Here is a 17,783-nt window from a genome sequence, read left to right as displayed (position 1 = left end):
TTGTGATGGCGGACAGTATCGGGGTAGAACAGTGTATATAAAGCCTCCAGTCGTAACGGGCACAAGCGATACGTTGGGACTCTATGCATGTTTCTGTTGCACTGGTTGGGGAACAATAAAAGGCGTCGGCGGTGGGTGAGCTGCTGACTATGCCCGGTTTTTTCCGTCCTGGCATTTACTGCACAAAAACCAGAATTTCCCAATAAGCTACAGTCGGGTTTATTCAACATTTATTGATTCTAAATCGCGGTGATTGGAATACTTCAAGCATAATTACTCCAGGCGTGCTAAAGACCTGGCATCGCTTGCCGGACAGCCTGCCAGGACTTACACTCGCCATATAATGGATACTGTGCCCATAGGTTTCGGGTCATGTAAAGGTGATGACTTTAGGGCTGTAATACTATCAAGAGAGATGAAAAAGGTTCTGTAAAATTCAGGCTCACCGACACAACAAGCGCCGCGCCCATAATAAAGGAGAAGATAATGTCAGAAGTCCACACCCGTCCCATACCCGCAGCATTTATTGAAAATGCGCTGATTGGTGCCGATGACTATGAGAGGATGTACCGTCAGTCGGTGGAGAATCCGGAGGCTTTCTGGGCCCAGCAGGCCAAGGATTTCCTGCATTGGGACCAGCCCTTTACCCGGGTATTCCATGAGGATTTGTCACGCGGCGATACCGCCTGGTTTGCGGATGGAGCCCTGAACGTCACTGTCAATTGCATTGACCGACACCTGGCCAACCGCGCGGACCAGACAGCAATCCTGTGGGAGGGGGACGATCCGGCGGATAACCAGGCGATCAGCTATCGCACCCTGTACGAAAAGGTGTGCCGGCTGGCCAACCTGCTGAAGGCGCAGGGGGTTAAGAAGGGTGACCGCGTCTGTATCTATATGCCGATGATCCCGGAGGCCGCCTATGCGATGCTCGCCTGTGCCCGTATCGGTGCGGTGCACTCTGTGGTGTTTGGCGGTTTCTCGCCGGCTTCTCTGAAAGACCGTATTCTGGATGCCGATTGCCGTCTGGTGATAACGGCGGATGAAGGGGTCCGGGGGGGGAAACACATTCCCCTCAAGGCCAATGTGGATCGCGCCCTGACCGATTGCCCCGAGGTGCGCAGGGTGATCGTTGTGAAACGCACCGGTGTCCCGGTGGACTGGGACAGCAAGCGCGATATCTGGTATGCGGAGTCCGTTGCCGGAATGGACAGCGAGTGCGCGCCGGAAATTGTGCATGCCGAAGACCCGCTGTTTATCCTCTATACCTCAGGTTCCACCGGCAAACCCAAGGGCGTGATGCACACGACAGCCGGATATCTGCTGATGGCTACCATGACCTTCAAATATGTGTTCGATTACAAAGAGGGGGAGGTTTTCTGGTGTACGGCCGATGTCGGTTGGATTACCGGCCATAGCTACATCGTCTACGGACCGCTCTGTGCTGGTGCCTCCACCCTGATGTTTGAGGGCGTGCCCACTTACCCGGATGCTTCGCGGTTCTGGCAGGTTGTGGATAAGCACAAGGTCAATGCATTTTATACGGCGCCTACGGCCATTCGTGCCCTGATGGGCGCTGGTGACGACTTTGTCACGAAGACAGACCGCAGTTCTCTCCGGCTGCTGGGTACCGTGGGTGAGCCCATCAATCCGGAGGCCTGGGAGTGGTATTACACGGTGGTCGGTGACGCGCGCTGTCCAATTGTGGATACCTGGTGGCAAACGGAAACCGGTGCCCATATGATTTCTCCGCTGCCAGGCGCCATGGCGCTCAAGCCCGGTTCCGCTGCCAGGCCCTTTTTCGGTGTCCAGCCCGCCCTGCTGGATGGTGATGGCAAAGAGATCGAGGGACAGGGCGAGGGCTCACTGGTGATCAAACGCAGCTGGCCTTCGATGATTCGCGGTATTTACGGTGATCGCCAGCGTATGATTGATACCTATTTTTCCACCTATCCCGGTTATTATTTTACCGGTGACGGAGCGCGCCGAGACGGGGATGGTTACTACTGGATTACCGGGCGTATCGATGATGTGCTGAATGTTTCCGGCCACAGGCTCGGCACGGCGGAAGTGGAAAGCGCACTGGTGCTGCACGAGGATACTGCCGAAGCGGCGGTGGTGGGTTATCCTCACCCTGTAAAAGGGCAGGGTATCTATGCGTTTGTCACCTTGAAATCGGGACACGCCCCCAGTGAAGCCCTGCGACGGGCACTGATTGACCTGTGCGCAACGGAGATAGGCCCTATCGCCAAGCCCGACATTATCCAATGGGCGCCGGGCCTGCCCAAGACACGCTCGGGCAAGATTATGCGGCGTATTTTGCGCAAGATTGCCTGCAATGCGCTGGATAGCCTGGGGGATACTTCCACACTTGCGGATCCCTCGGTCGTTGACGAATTGATCGCGCATCGAGAAAATCGCTGACCCTGCCTGTCACACGGCCTGCAGAAAAGGCCGGCTCCGCCCGGTCTTCGCGCCGGTCACAGGGTGCGAAAATCTGTTATTCACGCATGGGAAAAATGCGCTGGAGAATTGCACACCCCAGAAGCAAGCCCGGCGCAATCCGGATAAGTGCTTCGCAATAAGGAAGAAACAGCTTGGACCAGGGACAGTACCTTTGTGAACACTACCGTTTCGCGGCAAACCAGCGCTTGAAGGTGTTCAACTTTTTTGTTGTCTTGACCATGTTTGTAGAGGGTGGAATTTTTACCGCAGTGGAAAAAAATTTTCACCCTTTGATTCTGGCCCTGTTGGGAGGGCTGGTTATTATTGTGGTGACAGTATTCTGGTTGATGGATATACGCAGCAGACAGCTGCTCAAGCTTGCCGTGCCTGCATTAAAAAGACTGGAGCAGGAATATCCCGAAGAGGCCAGGATTTTTTCCAACGATGCAGTGCGCAGGGGAGATGTGGCCCGCTACACTTTTGCTTTTCGCATCCTCCTGGTCGGTCAGCTGCTTTTCGGCCTGAGTGTTGCTACCTATGGTCTGCATCACTGGTATATCGCTCCCTGAAGGATCGGGAAAACCTGTCCACCACAGGGACTTTGCATATTTGTGCGCATCCAGGATTTGACCTGCCAGGTTTGATGCGCGCATCAGATCGATAATACCCAGTCCCGCTTCTCTTTACAGAACACTCGGCAGGATAAAAAAGGCCGCCGGCTGGGGTTTTGCGTGCAGTCGCTGTTGCTATCCGCCGATTCTGTGTCTGTATGCCGCGATGCAGCTTGAACTGCATTGGCAGTATTCAGTTGGCGTTAAATTCATTAATTAGACACCTCATTGGCTGGATGGAAATTGGGTTTCTCTGCTGCCTGGGAGCAGCGGGATACCATCCCCTGTACTATCTTGCAGAATACAGTGGGGCTCCGCTCCTCTGCAGGAAGATTGTGTACTACTGGCTGGCACTGCCGATTTGCAGCTACAGTGCGGTGCGGCGGAGTGAAACAGGGTATCACCAACAGCCAGTACACAGACATTGACTGCTTTTTTCGTCAATCACCGTGCGTTGCTGTGCCGACATGACCTGTCTGCTGCGCGGGCTGCTGGCCCGGGCGGCGGCGTGGCAGGTGTCTATAGGCGTCACGAATACCTTGCGCCACCACTTTCCAAGCCAGACAGCAGCAACACCAAACGGGCCTGTACCCTGTCCGATGGGCCACAGGAAGAGCCTGACAGTCAGTGCCACTGGTTTGACAGCGGAGAAAAAGATGAATGACATGGCACGCGCCAAATACCTTCCCATTGCTCTGGTGGTAATTGGTCTGATTTTTATCTTCGCCGTCTACCCCATGATGACATGGATATCACCCTCGGGTTGGCGTTGGATGCCACCACAACCTGAATATGAACAGATTCTAATGGGAACCTACGCAACGCTGGGCATATTCCTGATTCGCGCTGCAAAAAATCCCATTGCCCATGCGAGCCTGATCTGGTTCACGATCTGGTCCAGCCTGGTGCACGCCACCATTATGCTGTTGCAGGTGCTGGCCGACCCGACTGAGCGCGCCCATCTGATCGGGAGTATCCCGAGTTTTTATTTGATGGCGGGAGTTCTCTGGTATCTGATGCCCAGCCGCAGCTTTAAAAATCAACAGCTCAGCGATAATTCTTGAGAACAGTGGCCTCTTGATTCTACGCGACAATTGGCCTGCGCTATAAGGCCGATAACAAGGTCTAATTTCCCGTTGACGGTATACCCCATTACTGTTTGTTTTCGTAACAGAGACTACTGGCGGGGTAAACAAACCAATGAAATATCTTCCTTTATTTGCTTTTACTATCGGTCTGATAGGCAGTGCCAATGCTGAAACACTCACCCGTGATAATGGCGCGCCTGTAGGCGATAACCAGAACGCGCAGACAGCGGGAGAAAATGGCGGCAACATGCTACAGGATGTGCAGCTTCTACAAAAATTGCAGCGTTTTTCCCGTGAACGAATTCCCGAGCGGGTTGTGCATGCGCGCGGAACCGGGGTCCATGGAGAGTTTGTACCCACGGCGGATATCAGTAACCTGACTCGCGCAGCAGTATTTGAGCCCGGTAGCAAGACGCCGGTGTTTGTACGCTTTTCCACGGTTATCCACTCCAAAGGGTCCCCGGAAACCCTGCGTGACCCGCGCGGCTTTGCCACCAAATTTTATACCGAAGAAGGAAACTGGGATCTGGTTGGTAATAATCTGCCAGTATTTTTTATACGCGACGCAATTAAATTCCCGGATATGGTGCACTCGCTGAAGCCTTCACCGGTAACCAACCAGCAGGACCCCAATCGGTTTTTTGATTTTTTCAGCCATGTACCAGAAGCCACCCATATGCTGAGCTGGGTATATTCTGATTATGGAACGCCGGCGAATCTGCGTCAGATGGACGGCTGGGGCGTGCACGCTTACAAGCTTATCAATGAGAATGGCGATGTAAATTATGTAAAATTCCATTGGAAATCCCGTCAGGGTATCAACAACCTGACTGCTGAGGAAGCAGCGGAAATCCAGGCGAAAGATTTCAGTCACGCAACTCGAGATATGTATGCGGCGATTGAAAAAGGGGACTACCCCAAGTGGGACCTGTATATCAAAGTTCTGAAACCGTCGCAGCTGAATGGCTTTGATTACAACCCGCTGGATGCCACCAAGATGTGGTTGGATGTGCCAGAAACTCAAATTGGCACCATGACCCTGAACCGGATGCCGACAAATTTCTTTCAGGAAACAGAGCAATCCGCTTTTGCGCCGGCGAATATAGTGCCGGGTATCGAGCCTTCGGAAGATCGCTTGTTGCAGGGACGTATCTTCTCCTATTCTGACACGCAGATGTATCGACTCGGGGCAAATCATCAACAGCTACCGATTAACCGCCCCCGTGTTGCAGTACAGAATTGGAACCAGGATGGTGCAGGTAATTACGGTCAGCAAACTTCGGATGTGAATTATCAGCCGAGCCGTATTGACCCGCGTAATGAAGATCCCAAGGGCCTTTACAGCAGCAAGCCATTGACCGGGAGCACACAGCAAAGAGCGATCGAGAAAAAGCTCCCCTTTGCCCAGGCCGGGGTTTTTTATCGCGGCCTAAGCCCAGAGGAGCGCCAAAGCCTGATTGAAAACCTCGCGGGTGATCTCGGCAAAGTGCGCGATGACAATACCAGGCACATTATGCTGAGTTATTTCTACCGGGCCGATAAGGACTACGGCGAGCGTCTGACCAAGGCTGTAGGCGGGGACTTGAACCGGGTCAAGAAACTGGCCCGGTAGGCTTCTGTCAAGGGGCGGCAACTGCCGCCCGGGATTTTCCAGAGGTGGAACCATGAGGTATGTTTTTCTCACCGCACTCTTTGTCACTGTGGGGGCTTTTGCCCAGGAACCGGCTGATAAAGATGCTGGCTTTGCCGAGCTTTCCCGCTACTACTTTGCCGCGGCCCGAATCGGCGATACAGAGGTACTGCGTGAATTTTCCCAGGCGGGCTTCCCTCTGGATCTTAAAAACCCCAAAGGCTACACGGCATTGATGATCGCCACCTATAACGGCAATGAGCCGGCGGTGGATTACCTTCTGGAACGGGGTGCAGACGCCTGCGTGGAGGACCGCCGAGGCAACACTGCCCTGATGGCCGCAATCTTTCGCGGGGAGTTCTCGATTGCTCGCACCCTGCTTAAACAGGACTGCGATACCGCACGAACCAACAAGGCCGGCCAAAGCGCAGAGGATTTTGCCCGGGTGTTTGGGCGCGAGCGGGTGGTGCAGTTACTGCAACAGCGGCGCATGGCAGCAGAGGGTTGATCCATTACACGCCGACCTGGGTAGTCTGCGAAGGCGACAAAAGAATCTCCCCGGGGGAATTCAACGGAGGCTGCCGCATCAACCGGTGACCGCTCAATCAGTGTTTGTCCCCGCCCCCGCGACCGCGTTAGCATAGTCAACTGTAATCCAGCTGGTACCCGCTATGCCCCAGAACCCCCATCCCTACGAAGCCCTGACACCGGATGTGGTTATAGACTGTGTGGAGAGCAGCGGGTTGATTTCCGATGCGCGTATATTCCCTCTCAACAGCTATGAGAACCGCGTTTACTCGGTGGGTATTGAGGGGGATGAACCACGCATTGCCAAGTTCTACCGCCCCGGTCGCTGGAGCGATGCACAGATACTGGAGGAGCACCAGTTCACCCTGGAGCTGGCGGCAGCGGAGATTCCTGTAGTGGCGCCGCTACAATTTGAAGGGCGCACCCTGCTGGAGTCCGCCGGATTCCGCTTCGCCCTGTTCCCCCGCCGCGGGGGGCGCCAGTTGGAGCTGGACAACTTCGATCACCTGGTGCAGGTGGGGACCATGCTCGGGCGCATCCATGCCATTGCTGCTGCGAAGCCATTTACCCATCGCCCGGCCCTGACCCTGCAACATTTCGCCATTGACAGCCGTGAATTTATTCTGGATGGTGATTTTTTACCGCCGGAAAACCGCGAGGCCTACGCCACTGTGACCGGTCATATCATTGAGCAGGTGGCGCCGTTGTTTGAGCGCGACTGGGACCTGTTGCGCCTGCACGGTGACTGCCACAGCGGCAACTTCCTGTGGCGCGATGACACCCCCTGGTTTGTGGATCTGGATGATTGCCTGATGGGCCCGGCCATCCAGGATATCTGGATGCTGATCTCGGGTAATCGCGCGGAGCAGACCGCCTACCTGGATGCGGTGCTGGAAGGCTATGAAACCTTTTACCCTTTTGATCCCAAGCAATTACAACTGGTGGAGCCGCTGCGCTGCCTGCGCCAGATGCACCACGCCGCCTGGCTCGCACGGCGCTGGCGGGACCCGGCGTTTCCCCGGGCCTTCCCCTGGTTTAATACCCCCCGCTACTGGGCGGAACATATTCTGGCGCTACGGGAGCAGCAGTCGGCACTGCTGGAGCCGCCACTGACACTGGGCACGGTATAATATGGAAAAATCCACTATGGACGCTATTGGCACCGGGACTGACATGGATCTGATGTGGGAGAGAATTCGCACCGAGGTGGCACAGCAGGTCGAACGGGAACCGATTCTGGCCAGCTTCCTGCACGCCACCATTTTAAATCACACTACCCTGGAGGCTGCACTCAGCTTTCATCTGGCCAACAAGCTGGATAATACCGTGGCGCCGGCGCTGTTGGTCCGCGAGGTGATCGATGAGGCCCTGGCCGCAGATCCCGGTATCGGCACGGCTGCGCGCGCAGACCTGGAAGCCACCTATCTGCGCGATTCCGCGTGCCACTCTCCCTGCGAGCCGTTACTGTATTTTAAGGGATTTCACGCCCTGCAGGTGTATCGGGTAGCCCACTGGTTGTGGCAACAACAACGCCGCTCGCTGGCGATGTTCCTGCAGCACCGGGTGTCCGTGGTTTTCGGTGTCGATATTCACCCGGCCGCACAGTTGGGCGAGGGCATACTGCTGGATCACGCCACCGGCATTGTTATCGGAGAAACCGCGGTGGTGGAGGACAATGTCTCCATCATGCAGTCAGTGACCCTGGGGGGTACCGGTAAGGAGACCGGTGACCGCCACCCGAAAATCCGCTGCGGGGTCCTGATTGGCGCCGGCAGCAAGGTGCTCGGTAATATCGAAGTGGGGGTTTGCGCCCAGGTGGCCTCCGGTAGTGTGGTACTCAAGCAGGTACCGGAGAAGACTCTGGTGGCCGGTGTGCCGGCCGAGGTGGTGGGACCGGCAACCTGCGCCCAGCCGGCCATGTCGATGGATCAGTGTGCGCTCCCGGCAGTGGAAAAATAGCGGGCTTACTCCCGTTTGCACAGAGCGCAGTGGGCTTCCAGCCCCTCGGGAAGTGGCTAATTGGAACTATCATTGTATCCATGAAATACAGTCTCAGCGCCAAAAACCTCGTCTGCCGAAACCTCGAAACCTATGCCAGCTATAAAGCGGGCCTGATCAGTCCCGACCACACCCGGGAAATTACCGGTCTAGTGCGCAGTGACAGCGGATTGTTGTCGGGCAGCCTCAACCAAGTGGTCTCCAACACGGTGATGCCCCCGCGTATCCTGCAGCGCTTTGCGGTGGATTACTTTGCCGAGCGCCACAGCCCCTTCACCCTCTGGCACAGTGCCACCAAGCCCTTGGACGATCGTGCGCTGGTAGAACTGGGCCTGCATAGAAAACCGTCTCAGGTGGCGATGGCGGCGGAGGTACAGTTCCTCACCCCGGATTCGGTTTTGGCGCCCGAGCTGCGCGGGCGGTTAACCTTTTCCCAGGCGAAAAAGGAAGATCTGTCCGACTATGCCCAGGTGCAGGCAGCGGGATGCGGCAGTACCCGTGAGGCAGCCCAGTTGAACAAGTTTTATGGGGCCCTGGTGGATATACCCGAGCAGAGGCGCGCACGTCTGCGGTTTTTTTTGGCCCGACTGGATGGCTGCGCAGCCGCAGCCGGTTGCCTGTTTGCCTCCGCCGATGCCCTGGGTGTGTACGATCTGTTTACCCTGGAGGACTACCGGGGACAGGGGGTCGGCCGTGCGCTTTTCTGCCATTTGTTGCAACAGGCCCAGGCCAGCCACCACCGCAGCCTGGTGGCACTGGTGCCGGCCGACCGGCAGCAGCTACCGTTGGACTGTGGTTTTTTTGCTGTTGGGGAAGTGGCGTGTTATTTGTATAGGCCCTAGTGCATTTGCAAATCAGGCGCGCGCTATGGGGAAGGCGATCACTTCCTCGATAGACCCGTAGCCTCCCGCCAGCATCATCAGGCGATCCACACCGAGAGCGACTCCGGCACACTCCGGCATCCCCGCCTGCAGGGCCAGCAGCAGGCGCTCGTCAAATGGAGGGGTGGGACGGCTGTGGCTGCGCCGGTACTGGAGGTCTGCTTGAAAGCGCTGCAGTTGCTCGGCGCTGTCAGTCAGTTCCCAATAGCCATTGGCCAGTTCCACCCCACCCACATAGGCCTCGAAGCGCCGTGCCACAGGAGTGCCCTGTTCGTCGGCAACCACCTTGGCCAGCGCGGCCTGGTGCGCGGGAAAATCATATAACAGGGTGATGCCCTCGCCCATGGCGGGCTCCAGATAGTGGCTCATCAACAGGTCCAGGCATTCGGCCCGATCACCCGGGGTGAAAGACAGCGCTATTGTACGTCCGACACAGGCGGTCAGTTCTTTGTCACTGGCGCTGTGGGGGTCCAGCTGTAACTCGCGCAGAAACAGCGCGCGATAGCTCAGGGATTGTACCTGGGATATGCCCAGTACCAGGCCCAGTAACTCGGCCACTTCAAGCATCAGCCGGCGATCATCCCATCCGCAGCGGTACCATTCCAGCAGGGTGAATTCGGGATTGTGGCGACGGCCGCACTCGCCCTGGCGAAATGCCTTGCCCAGGTAGTAGCAGTCGCCGATGCCTGCGGCCAGCAGGCGCTTCAGGCCAAACTCTGGGCTGGTGGTCAGGTAAGAGGTGTTACCGCAGTATTCCGCGGGGATGGATTCGATATGGGGGTCGCTGGTGGCGCGGTGGGACAGTACCGGCACCTCGACCTCCAGCACTTGTCGCTGGCTGAAAAAGTGACGGATTTTCGCCAGAAGTGCGGCGCGTTGGCGCAGAGCCGCACCGGTGGCGCTGGGGTGCCAGTGGTTTGCAGTCATATAAATGGCTCTGACAGCGAGCAGTTGGACCCGCAGGACAGGGAGCGATCATTCTTCCCTGGCGCGGCCCAGGTATTCACCGGTGCGGGTGTCCACCTTGATGGTCTCGCCAATTTCCAGAAAAAGCGGCACCTTGACTACGGCACCAGTCGCCAGGGTGGCCGGTTTGGTGCCGCCCTGGGCGGTGTCGCCGCGCACGCCCGGGTCGGTATCAGTGATTTCAAGGATCACATGGTTGGGGGGGGTAACTGCCAGCGGCGCGCCGTTGTACAGAGTGACGGTGCACAGGTCCTGCTCCTTGAGCCACTTGGCCGTGTCGCCTACGGCATCGCTGCTGGCCTGGTGCTGCTCAAAGGTTTCCGGTTCCATGAAATGGAAAAACTCGCCATCGTTGTACAGGTATTCCATGTCGCGGTCCATGACATCGGCGGCTTCCAGGCTTTCGCCGGAGCGGAAGGTGCGCTCCCACACACGGCCGGTTTTCAGGTTGCGCAGCTTTACCCGGTTGAATGCCTGGCCCTTACCGGGTTTGACGAATTCGTTTTCCACAATAGAGCAGGGATCGCCGTCCAGCATTACCTTCAGACCGCCCTTGAATTCGTTGGTGGAGTAACTAGCCATATATGATCGCGCCTTATAAAGTCTATAGCGAAAAATTTTGCCGAGATTTAACCGTAATCCGTTCGCCTTGTGTCAGCGGGGTAGCTGCAAGTCCCTAACAGGTCACCGCAGTCGGGGAAACTCTTCAATTCATGGATATGACAGGGTTTGCCCGTGTAGTTGATCGGGGATTATACAGCAGGGATAGACGTTGAACGAATCCATTAGGTCGCAAGGCCAATGGCTTTCTATACCCGGTGCGCACAGCGGGCTGTGCGCGGTGTTCTCAACGGGGTGCTTGCCGTGGTGGCCAGCTATCCGGTATTGCGCATTCCCGCTGCGATGCCGGCGATGGTGACCATCAGCGCACTCTCCAGTACCGGGTCGCTTTCGCGATTGCGCAGGCGGGCCATCAATTCCGCTTGCAACAGGTGCAGCGGATCTGTATAGGGGTCGCGCACGCGAATCGACCAGCGCATTACCGGGTTGTTGTCCAGCAGACTCTCATGGCCGGTGAGTTGTTGCAGGGCACTGACGGTGCGGGACAGGCGTTCGCGCAGTGTTTTCCCGAGGCGGACCAGCGCCGCCTCCTGTGTGAGCCGCTCCTCGTACCAGCAGGCGACGCGGGTGTCAGATTTGGCCAGTACCATTTCCAGCATGTCCACCACGCCCTGGAAGAAGGGCCATTGCCGGCTCATGGCGCGCAGCAGGTCCGTTTCGTCGGCGTGTTTCAGCGCCTGCTCCAGGGCCGCGCCGGTGCCCAGCCAGGCCGGCAACATCAGGCGTATCTGGGTCCAGGCGAAGACCCAGGGAATAGCGCGCAGGGTTTCTACACCACCGTCTGGTTTGCGCCGCGCCGGCCGGCTGCCCAGTGCCAGGCGGCTGAGTTCGGTTTCCGGAGTGACAGTGCGCAGATAGGCCACCAGTGCGGGGTCATCGCGCACCACCTCGCGGTAGCTGCGTACGGAAACCTTTGTCAGGCGATCCATTTGCCCGCGCCACTCCTGACGCGGCTCCGCCGGTGGTATCAGGGTGGCTTCCAGGGTGGCGGCTACATACTGCTCCAGATTGTAGACCGCCACGGATGGGCGGCCGTACTTAAAGCGGATCATCTCGCCCTGTTCGGTGACACGGATGCGTCCGGCCACTGAGCCCGGTGGCTGGGATAGCAATGCTGTGCGGGTGGGAGAGCCGCCGCGGGAAATGGAACCGCCGCGACCGTGGAACAAAGTCAGGGGGATGCCGTGGTTGCGGAAAATACCGCTGAGGGCCTCCTGGGCGCGAAACTGCGCCCAGGCCGCAGCCAGAAAACCGGCATCCTTGGCGGAGTCGGAGTAGCCGATCATCACTTCCTGCCCCTTGAGCACGCGCTGTTTGTACTGCGCAATATTGAGCAGGGTGCCCATGGTGGCAGCGGCGTTGTTGAGGTCGTCGAGGGTTTCAAACAGGGGCACGACGCGCATCGGCCGGTGCACATTGGCAATCTTCTGCAACAGCATCACCGCCAGGATGTCCGAGGGCATTTTCGCCATGGAAATCACATAGGCACCGAGCCCCTCCGGTCCCTGCTCGGCTATCACTTTGCAGGTATCCAGCACTTCACGCACACTTTCGTCACAGAAATCCGTGTGATAGAAGGCCTCGTCCACCAGTGGTCGGCGGTTGTCCAGCTCGCAGAGCAGGAACTCTACTTTGCGTGCTTCCTCCCAATTGGCGTAGTTGCCTATGCCCAGATAGCGGGTGACTGCATCCAGTGCATCCCCGTGGCGGGTGGATTCCTGGCGGATGTCCAGGCGCAAGAGGGTGATACCGAAGCAGTTGAGACGGCGCAGGGTATCCCTAAGCTGCCCGTCAGCGATAGCGGAGAGTCCCACTGAGCGCAGGGAGCGATCGATCATACTCAGTACTTCAAACAGTTGCCGGCCGTTGTCGAAGCCCTCTCCCCCCGGTTGCGGGCGGTGTTTAATGCGGGCCTCCAGCTGTGCCCGAGTGGTGCGCAGGCGGTTGCGCACCCGGCGCAACACAAGGCGGTAGGGTTCGTGGCTGGGGCCGGTGTGGGTGAGCAACTCTGTGCTGGCCCTGTGCATCGACAGATCGGCGAGCAGGTTTTCCACGTCCCGCAGATACAGGTCGGCAGCCATCCAGCGGGACAGTAGCAGTACTTCCCGGGTCACGGCTGCGGTGACGTTGGGGTTGCCGTCGCGATCCCCCCCCATCCAGGAAGCGAGGCTGAGGGGCACCCAGTCAACTGGCATGGGCGCCAGACCTGCCAGGGCCAACTCCTCGTCAATGGTGCGCATAGCCTGTGGAACCGCCTGCCAAAGGGATTGTTCGATAGTGGCAAAGCCCCATTTGGCCTCGTCCACCGGGGTGGGTCTTGCGCGGCGAATTTCATCTGTGTTCCAGGCGGAGAGAATCTGTTCGTAGAGGTGGCGGCGGAGCTCCTGTATTTCTGTTTGGGTGAGATCTGACCGGTCCAGGGCAGCGAGCAGGTGTGCAATATGGTCATACTTGCGAATCAGGGTGCGGCGGGTAACTTCTGTGGGGTGGGCGGTGAGGACCAACTCGACAGAGAGCCTTTGCAGTGTGTTGTAGATCTCCTTTTGGGGGATGCCGGCACCTTTCAGTTCTGCCAACACCTGGCGCAAGCTCTGGTCGGAATCCGGGTCACCGGAGAAACGCTGGTGCTGCCGGTGCAGGCGCTCGCGGTGGCGCTGCTCGGCGATATTGGCCAGGTTCAGGAATTGACTGAACGCGCGGGCCACTTCCAGCAGGGTTTCATCGTCAAGGGAATCCAGCAGTTGGCGCAAATGGTCTATCTGCATTTCTCCTGTGCTGCGACTTTCTACCGCCGCCTGTCGAACCGTTTCCACGGTCTCAAACAGCGCCTCGCCCGCCTGTTCCCGCAGCACCCTGCCGAGTTCTTCTCCCAGCAGACGGACGTCCTCCCGCAGTGGGCTATTTTGATCCTGGTTCACAAGTGTGTTTCTCCCTGGCGAAATACGCTGGATATCTTCGCATACTTTGGCCTTAAATCGCCGGGCCGGGCAATCCGGTGGGAACGGTTGCGGTCTGTAATCCCACGGATTCTGCCTACCAAGAGTTTCTCTTTGCAGACACCGGTAACAAAACTGCTCCGGGGTCGGGATGGAGTGGTTCGGGGCTATAGCCAATAGGCGGCATTGGCTCTGTGACTTTTATCGGTACCAGTAGTGCCTGGCTTCTGTCGATTGCAGGGTTTGCAAAGCGGGAGCAAGGGTGTCACACGATTTGTTCAAAGGGACGCAATGGCCCAGCTGCCTGTGCGGTTGCCGGGCCAATACCTGCAGGGTTGGGATCAATAGGCCGGGCGGCGGTCCACCAACACCAGCCAGCCGCGGATCACACGGTAGAATACCCAGATCCAGTTAATGGCGAGAATGACGTAGCCAAGACCCAGCACCCACAGGGTACAAACGCCGACAATGGTCCACAGCAGCCAGAACCAGAAGGTGCGAATCTGCCAGCGGAAGTGTGACTCCGCCAGGGTACCGCGCACGTCGCTGCGTTTAAAGTAATTGATCAATATGCCGATAAATATTGGTACGGCAGTAAACAGGCTGATGGCCTGGATCAGATACACCATAATGGCGAGATCGCGGCCACTCTGCTCGCGGGCCTCCTGGGAGCGTGTTGGGTACTGCTCGGACATGACATTGTTCTCTTTGGGGTTCAAAAAACCATAGTGCGGCTTGCGTGGGACATTTCAACCGGGCTGCGCCGGAGTGGCATTTTTGCGCGATGGCCGGATGCCGCTCTGCTCTGGAGCAACCTGCACAAGTGGTCTATTCAGGGCCTGCTCAGGGCGTGTATTGCGCTCTCGCCAGGCCTTCAGCTGGCGCACAGATTCGCGCATCAGTTGTAACAGCTCGGTGCGCTGCTGGCGGCAGTGTTCGCGCTCACTGTCGATAGACAGTTTCGCGGCAAGGCCGCGCAGGTGCGCGGCTACACGGTCCAGACCCACCTCGGCTGCTGACTGTGCCAGATCCTGGGCCTGTTTTTCCGCATCGGACCAGCGGCGCCCGGTCAGTGCACTGGTCAGAGATGTGATGCGCTTGGGCAGGGCAGCTGTGTGATCACTGAGCAGCTCGCCAAAAGTGACAGGGTCCAGAGTGTCCCGGTGACGGAACAGGCGATTGGTATTAAGCAATCGCGCTGGCTGTGGTGCCCGCTTCAACCCCGAGGACTGATAGTATTGATGAGCCAATTTGGTTAATTGTACCAGCTGGCAGTGGGTGACCGGGTGGGTCAGCACATCGGTAAAGCCGCGCGCCTGGTAATGCTCCTTATCACCGGAGTTGGCACTTTCCAGCAGGGCAAAAATAGGCAGTGTAGTACCGCAATCCCGACGGATTTCCTTCACGGCCTCCACCCCGTCCACCACTGGCAGATGAATATCGATGAGGATCAGGTCAAATTTTTTCTGCCGAGCGGCGGTACTGCCATCGAGGCCATTGCACTCCCGTTGTACACAGTGGCCCATGGCCACCAGCGCGGCCTGCAGGGATTCGTGCCGACTGTTTTCCAACAACAGCACGGACAGGTATGTGTTTGCACTGTCTGGAGCTTCTCTCGGCAATGCGAGTTCTACTGTTTCAACCTTGCCCAGCTTGCGCAAGTCATCCAGGGATTTGAGTGCGCTAGCCAACTGCCGCCTGCCGATCTGCACCAGGGCCTTGGTATTGTGGTCCTCACTGGTCGCCAACAGGTTCAAGGTGCCCTGTAAGGTGTCCAGCGGGTGCAATAACTGGTGGCGAACGATGGTGAGTAGGTCGGATTTTTCCTGGTGCAGTAACTCCACGTCTTCGCGCGCTTCTGCAAGATGTTTTTTCAGGGCGGTAGATTCGGTTTTGCGACTGCGGACCTGCTGTGAAAGCTGACGGTGTTGAGTGTTGAGTTTGGCGATGTGTTTGCGGTTTTTTCGCTGCAATCTGCGCAGTCTCATTGCCCTGGAGATGGCAATAACAGAAACCAGTAACAGTGCCACTGCCAGTGCGGCAAGCCAGAGAATGGGCACCCGCTGATCAAGGGTGGGCAGTTCATAGGCCTGTGCACCGCCCGAGGTCAATACCAGGCCGCAGGCTGTTAAGCCAACCCATAGGGTGTGCAGTAAAAAATGCCGGGAGAAGGGTCCCCGGTGAGAAGCAGTTTGTTGCATCCTTGTATTCACTTTTGTCAGGGCGAGCCAAATCCTGCAGCCCGCAAACTATTTTTCTCGAAACAGTTTGATCAACATGCCAAAAAACACCAGACTGCTTGATACTGCAATATGGTGCCTAGCACAAGAAAAATTTTTTATAGTAAGAAGCGCAGTGCCAAGAAAACAGGCTTTCGCAATACATGCGCTGTGAGCTGCTCAGAGTTGTGTCCTGAGCACAGATCCTTGAGTCGTTGACTGGGCAGGGATAGGTATCGCCTCTACCTCGGCGACGTTGTCAGTTTTGTGGTTATTGCAGGCATGGCACAAAAGAAAGTTCTGAAGGGGGCTGATACATTGCGGCCGAGCAGTGTAGTTTTTTATCGATTGGCATGATCAGACCCTGAGCGTGGGAGGAAGTGTTCGGGAATGGGCGCTGTCCATGGAATATTGGCATATAAAATGACTTTTAGTCAGCGCCCTGCAGCGCTCTGAAGGGTGCACTATCGTGCAATACCGCCGTAATGACACAGTGTTTGCTGGGTCGAACCATTGCCATTTATGCAATAGTACAACTGGCGGCCAGGAGGATTTTGGAAAAGAAAATTTCAGTCTTGAATAGACTGGTCATCAAGTTCGGAAAAAGGAAACTGTCACGCCGGCAAACCCGTTCTCAGGATGGAGGCTACTGGCCGGAAAAACTGCCGTTGAATGAACCTATCGCTGCCTGTGTAGCTGGATTATTTGCAGGTCCCGGACAGAGCACTGGCCTTGGTTGAGGCAGCTGATGCCACCCAGGCAGGCTTTGATAACGCTTCCACAGAGGATTTGGCAATACGGTCATTTGTCAGGGAAATGATCCCGGTTGTTTAGGCGGCACAGTGATTTTATCAAAACACCATTCGAAAGGTTGCCTGTGCTAGGCGAGAAATTCCCTTTTTGGGCTGCTTTTCACAAGCATGTCCATGCTGATTGTAGTGGGAACAGAAACCTGAGAGACAGTGACAGGGAAAGGGATTTTGATGCGGTGATTGCCCGTAACTTTCTGGGACTCAGAACGCCAATATAATCATCTGCATGGCATTCCCCATGGTGCCTTGTGATCCGGGGTTTTGCACCTGCGAATTAAGCATGGCAAAACTTCAATGCCATGTCACAGGCCCTGATGCTGCTTGCAGGGCTTCTATCTGACAGAGCTTTTTAGTAGAAAAGCGTACAGGAAAGTGCCCACTCTGTACCTGTTACAAGACGTGGTGTCCTGCAGACGTAAAACGGCCATAAGAAAAATAAAATATCGAACCCGGAGCCAGGTGCCTGCACAAGTTTGTACAACGCCGGGGTCGGGCTGGGCCCCTAAAAGTTGCAACCCGCACTGCCTACAGGGTACCCCCCTGCCTGTTGGTGCGGGAGTTGATGCTGGCGGTGTGGATCGGAAAGGGGGGATCAATGCGCAGTGGCTTTTAAACAAGCCAGGTATGCACTTTGAGAGCTGTCTGTGTAATTGCCTTGCCGTCAACGCAGCGTTTAACCTGGCAAATTCACCGCCTTTCTTTCCTTTCCTCGCGGTTCAGACAGTTGGTCAGAATTTTCAGCCCTTCGTGGGGATCTGCTCCCAGTGCCAGGCAGTATTCGACAAACTCCACCAGATCAATTTTGCGATCCTGCTCCATTTTTCCCAGCACTGAATGGTGCCGGCCCACGATTTTTGCCGTAGCGCGCAGAGAGAGACCCCGTTGTTCCCGCTGGTTTTTTAACCAGCTACGGAGTTGGTCGTAAGCGGGTGAGTAAACAGAGGCTTTCATTGTCTCGATAGTAGAGACAATGATAGAGTGTCGCGAATTTCGAGACGAACAGTGTGATAGCGCCGACACTCAAGCGCTGTGACAGGGGCTGAAAAGC

Annotated in this window: 15 protein-coding genes; 8 read left to right on the top strand and 7 right to left on the bottom strand. The window is 56.8% G+C overall.

Going from position 1 to position 17,783, the window contains the following annotated elements; all coding sequences use genetic code 11:
• Positions 1 to 486 precede the first annotated feature (486 nt).
• Both acs and M8T91_RS16695 read left to right on the top strand, forming a co-directional pair.
• The gene (gene acs, locus M8T91_RS16700; protein WP_301415355.1) at positions 487 to 2,424 is read left to right on the top strand and encodes an acetate--CoA ligase; all 1,938 of its coding nucleotides are present in this window, start codon (positions 487 to 489) and stop codon (positions 2,422 to 2,424) included.
• 173 nt (positions 2,425 to 2,597) lie between these two features.
• Positions 2,598 to 3,014, top strand: a complete 417-nt coding sequence (locus M8T91_RS16695) for a RipA family octameric membrane protein (protein ID WP_301415353.1) — start codon at positions 2,598 to 2,600, stop codon at positions 3,012 to 3,014.
• Positions 3,015 to 3,456: 442 nt separating this feature from the next.
• Here M8T91_RS16695 and M8T91_RS16690 read toward each other — a convergent pair whose 3' ends face one another.
• Positions 3,457 to 3,723 carry a hypothetical protein gene (locus M8T91_RS16690; RefSeq protein WP_301415351.1) on the bottom strand — a complete coding sequence of 89 codons (267 nt, stop codon included), beginning with the start codon at positions 3,721 to 3,723 and terminating at the stop codon, positions 3,457 to 3,459.
• On the opposite strand from M8T91_RS16690, the gene M8T91_RS16685 reads away from it, so the two are divergent.
• The 6 genes from M8T91_RS16685 to M8T91_RS16660 all read left to right on the top strand — a co-directional run bounded on the left by M8T91_RS16685 (position 3,713) and on the right by M8T91_RS16660 (position 9,142).
• On the top strand, positions 3,713 to 4,120 hold the full coding sequence (locus M8T91_RS16685; protein WP_301415350.1) for a DUF6632 domain-containing protein: 408 nt from the start codon (positions 3,713 to 3,715) through the stop codon (positions 4,118 to 4,120). The two genes, M8T91_RS16690 and M8T91_RS16685, sit on opposite strands and share 11 nt — an antisense overlap.
• A gap of 136 nt (positions 4,121 to 4,256) precedes the next feature.
• Positions 4,257 to 5,756: a catalase gene (locus M8T91_RS16680; protein ID WP_301415348.1), complete on the top strand. Its 1,500-nt coding sequence runs from the start codon at positions 4,257 to 4,259 to the stop codon at positions 5,754 to 5,756.
• 52 nt (positions 5,757 to 5,808) lie between these two features.
• A complete protein-coding gene (locus M8T91_RS16675) occupies positions 5,809 to 6,282 on the top strand; it encodes an ankyrin repeat domain-containing protein (RefSeq protein ID WP_301415347.1) in 474 nt (157 codons plus the stop codon).
• Positions 6,283 to 6,445: 163 nt separating this feature from the next.
• Positions 6,446 to 7,432 (top strand): SrkA family protein kinase, encoded by a 987-nt coding sequence (locus M8T91_RS16670; RefSeq protein ID WP_301415345.1) that lies wholly within the window; start codon positions 6,446 to 6,448, stop codon positions 7,430 to 7,432.
• A 1-nt stretch (position 7,433) separates the two neighbouring features.
• Entirely contained in the window at positions 7,434 to 8,261 is an 828-nt protein-coding gene (cysE, locus tag M8T91_RS16665) for a serine O-acetyltransferase (protein WP_301415343.1), read from the top strand.
• An 80-nt stretch (positions 8,262 to 8,341) separates the two neighbouring features.
• Positions 8,342 to 9,142 (top strand): GNAT family N-acetyltransferase, encoded by an 801-nt coding sequence (locus M8T91_RS16660; protein WP_301415341.1) that lies wholly within the window; start codon positions 8,342 to 8,344, stop codon positions 9,140 to 9,142.
• 12 nt (positions 9,143 to 9,154) lie between these two features.
• Here M8T91_RS16660 and epmA read toward each other — a convergent pair whose 3' ends face one another.
• From epmA to M8T91_RS16630, 6 genes are all read right to left on the bottom strand, one after another.
• On the bottom strand, positions 9,155 to 10,108 hold the full coding sequence (gene epmA, locus M8T91_RS16655; RefSeq protein ID WP_301415339.1) for an EF-P lysine aminoacylase EpmA: 954 nt from the start codon (positions 10,106 to 10,108) through the stop codon (positions 9,155 to 9,157).
• 48 nt (positions 10,109 to 10,156) lie between these two features.
• Complete coding sequence (gene efp / locus M8T91_RS16650) at positions 10,157 to 10,729, bottom strand: elongation factor P (RefSeq protein WP_301415337.1); 573 nt, start codon at positions 10,727 to 10,729, stop codon at positions 10,157 to 10,159.
• 293 nt (positions 10,730 to 11,022) lie between these two features.
• Positions 11,023 to 13,686, bottom strand: coding sequence for a phosphoenolpyruvate carboxylase (gene ppc / locus M8T91_RS16645; RefSeq protein WP_301415335.1), 2,664 nt, complete (start codon positions 13,684 to 13,686; stop codon positions 11,023 to 11,025).
• A gap of 359 nt (positions 13,687 to 14,045) precedes the next feature.
• Positions 14,046 to 14,399 carry a DUF4870 family protein gene (locus M8T91_RS16640; protein WP_301415333.1) on the bottom strand — a complete coding sequence of 118 codons (354 nt, stop codon included), beginning with the start codon at positions 14,397 to 14,399 and terminating at the stop codon, positions 14,046 to 14,048.
• Between the two features lie 54 nt (positions 14,400 to 14,453).
• On the bottom strand, positions 14,454 to 15,905 hold the full coding sequence (locus M8T91_RS16635) for a response regulator (RefSeq protein ID WP_301415332.1): 1,452 nt from the start codon (positions 15,903 to 15,905) through the stop codon (positions 14,454 to 14,456).
• A gap of 1,517 nt (positions 15,906 to 17,422) precedes the next feature.
• Positions 17,423 to 17,686, bottom strand: a complete 264-nt coding sequence (locus tag M8T91_RS16630; protein ID WP_301415330.1) for a helix-turn-helix domain-containing protein — start codon at positions 17,684 to 17,686, stop codon at positions 17,423 to 17,425.
• Positions 17,687 to 17,783: the final 97 nt, after the last annotated feature.

This window comes from Microbulbifer sp. MI-G, from assembly GCF_030440425.1.
GTDB lineage: Bacteria > Pseudomonadota > Gammaproteobacteria > Pseudomonadales > Cellvibrionaceae > Microbulbifer > Microbulbifer spongiae.
This window is presented reverse-complemented; position numbering and strand designations above follow the sequence as displayed.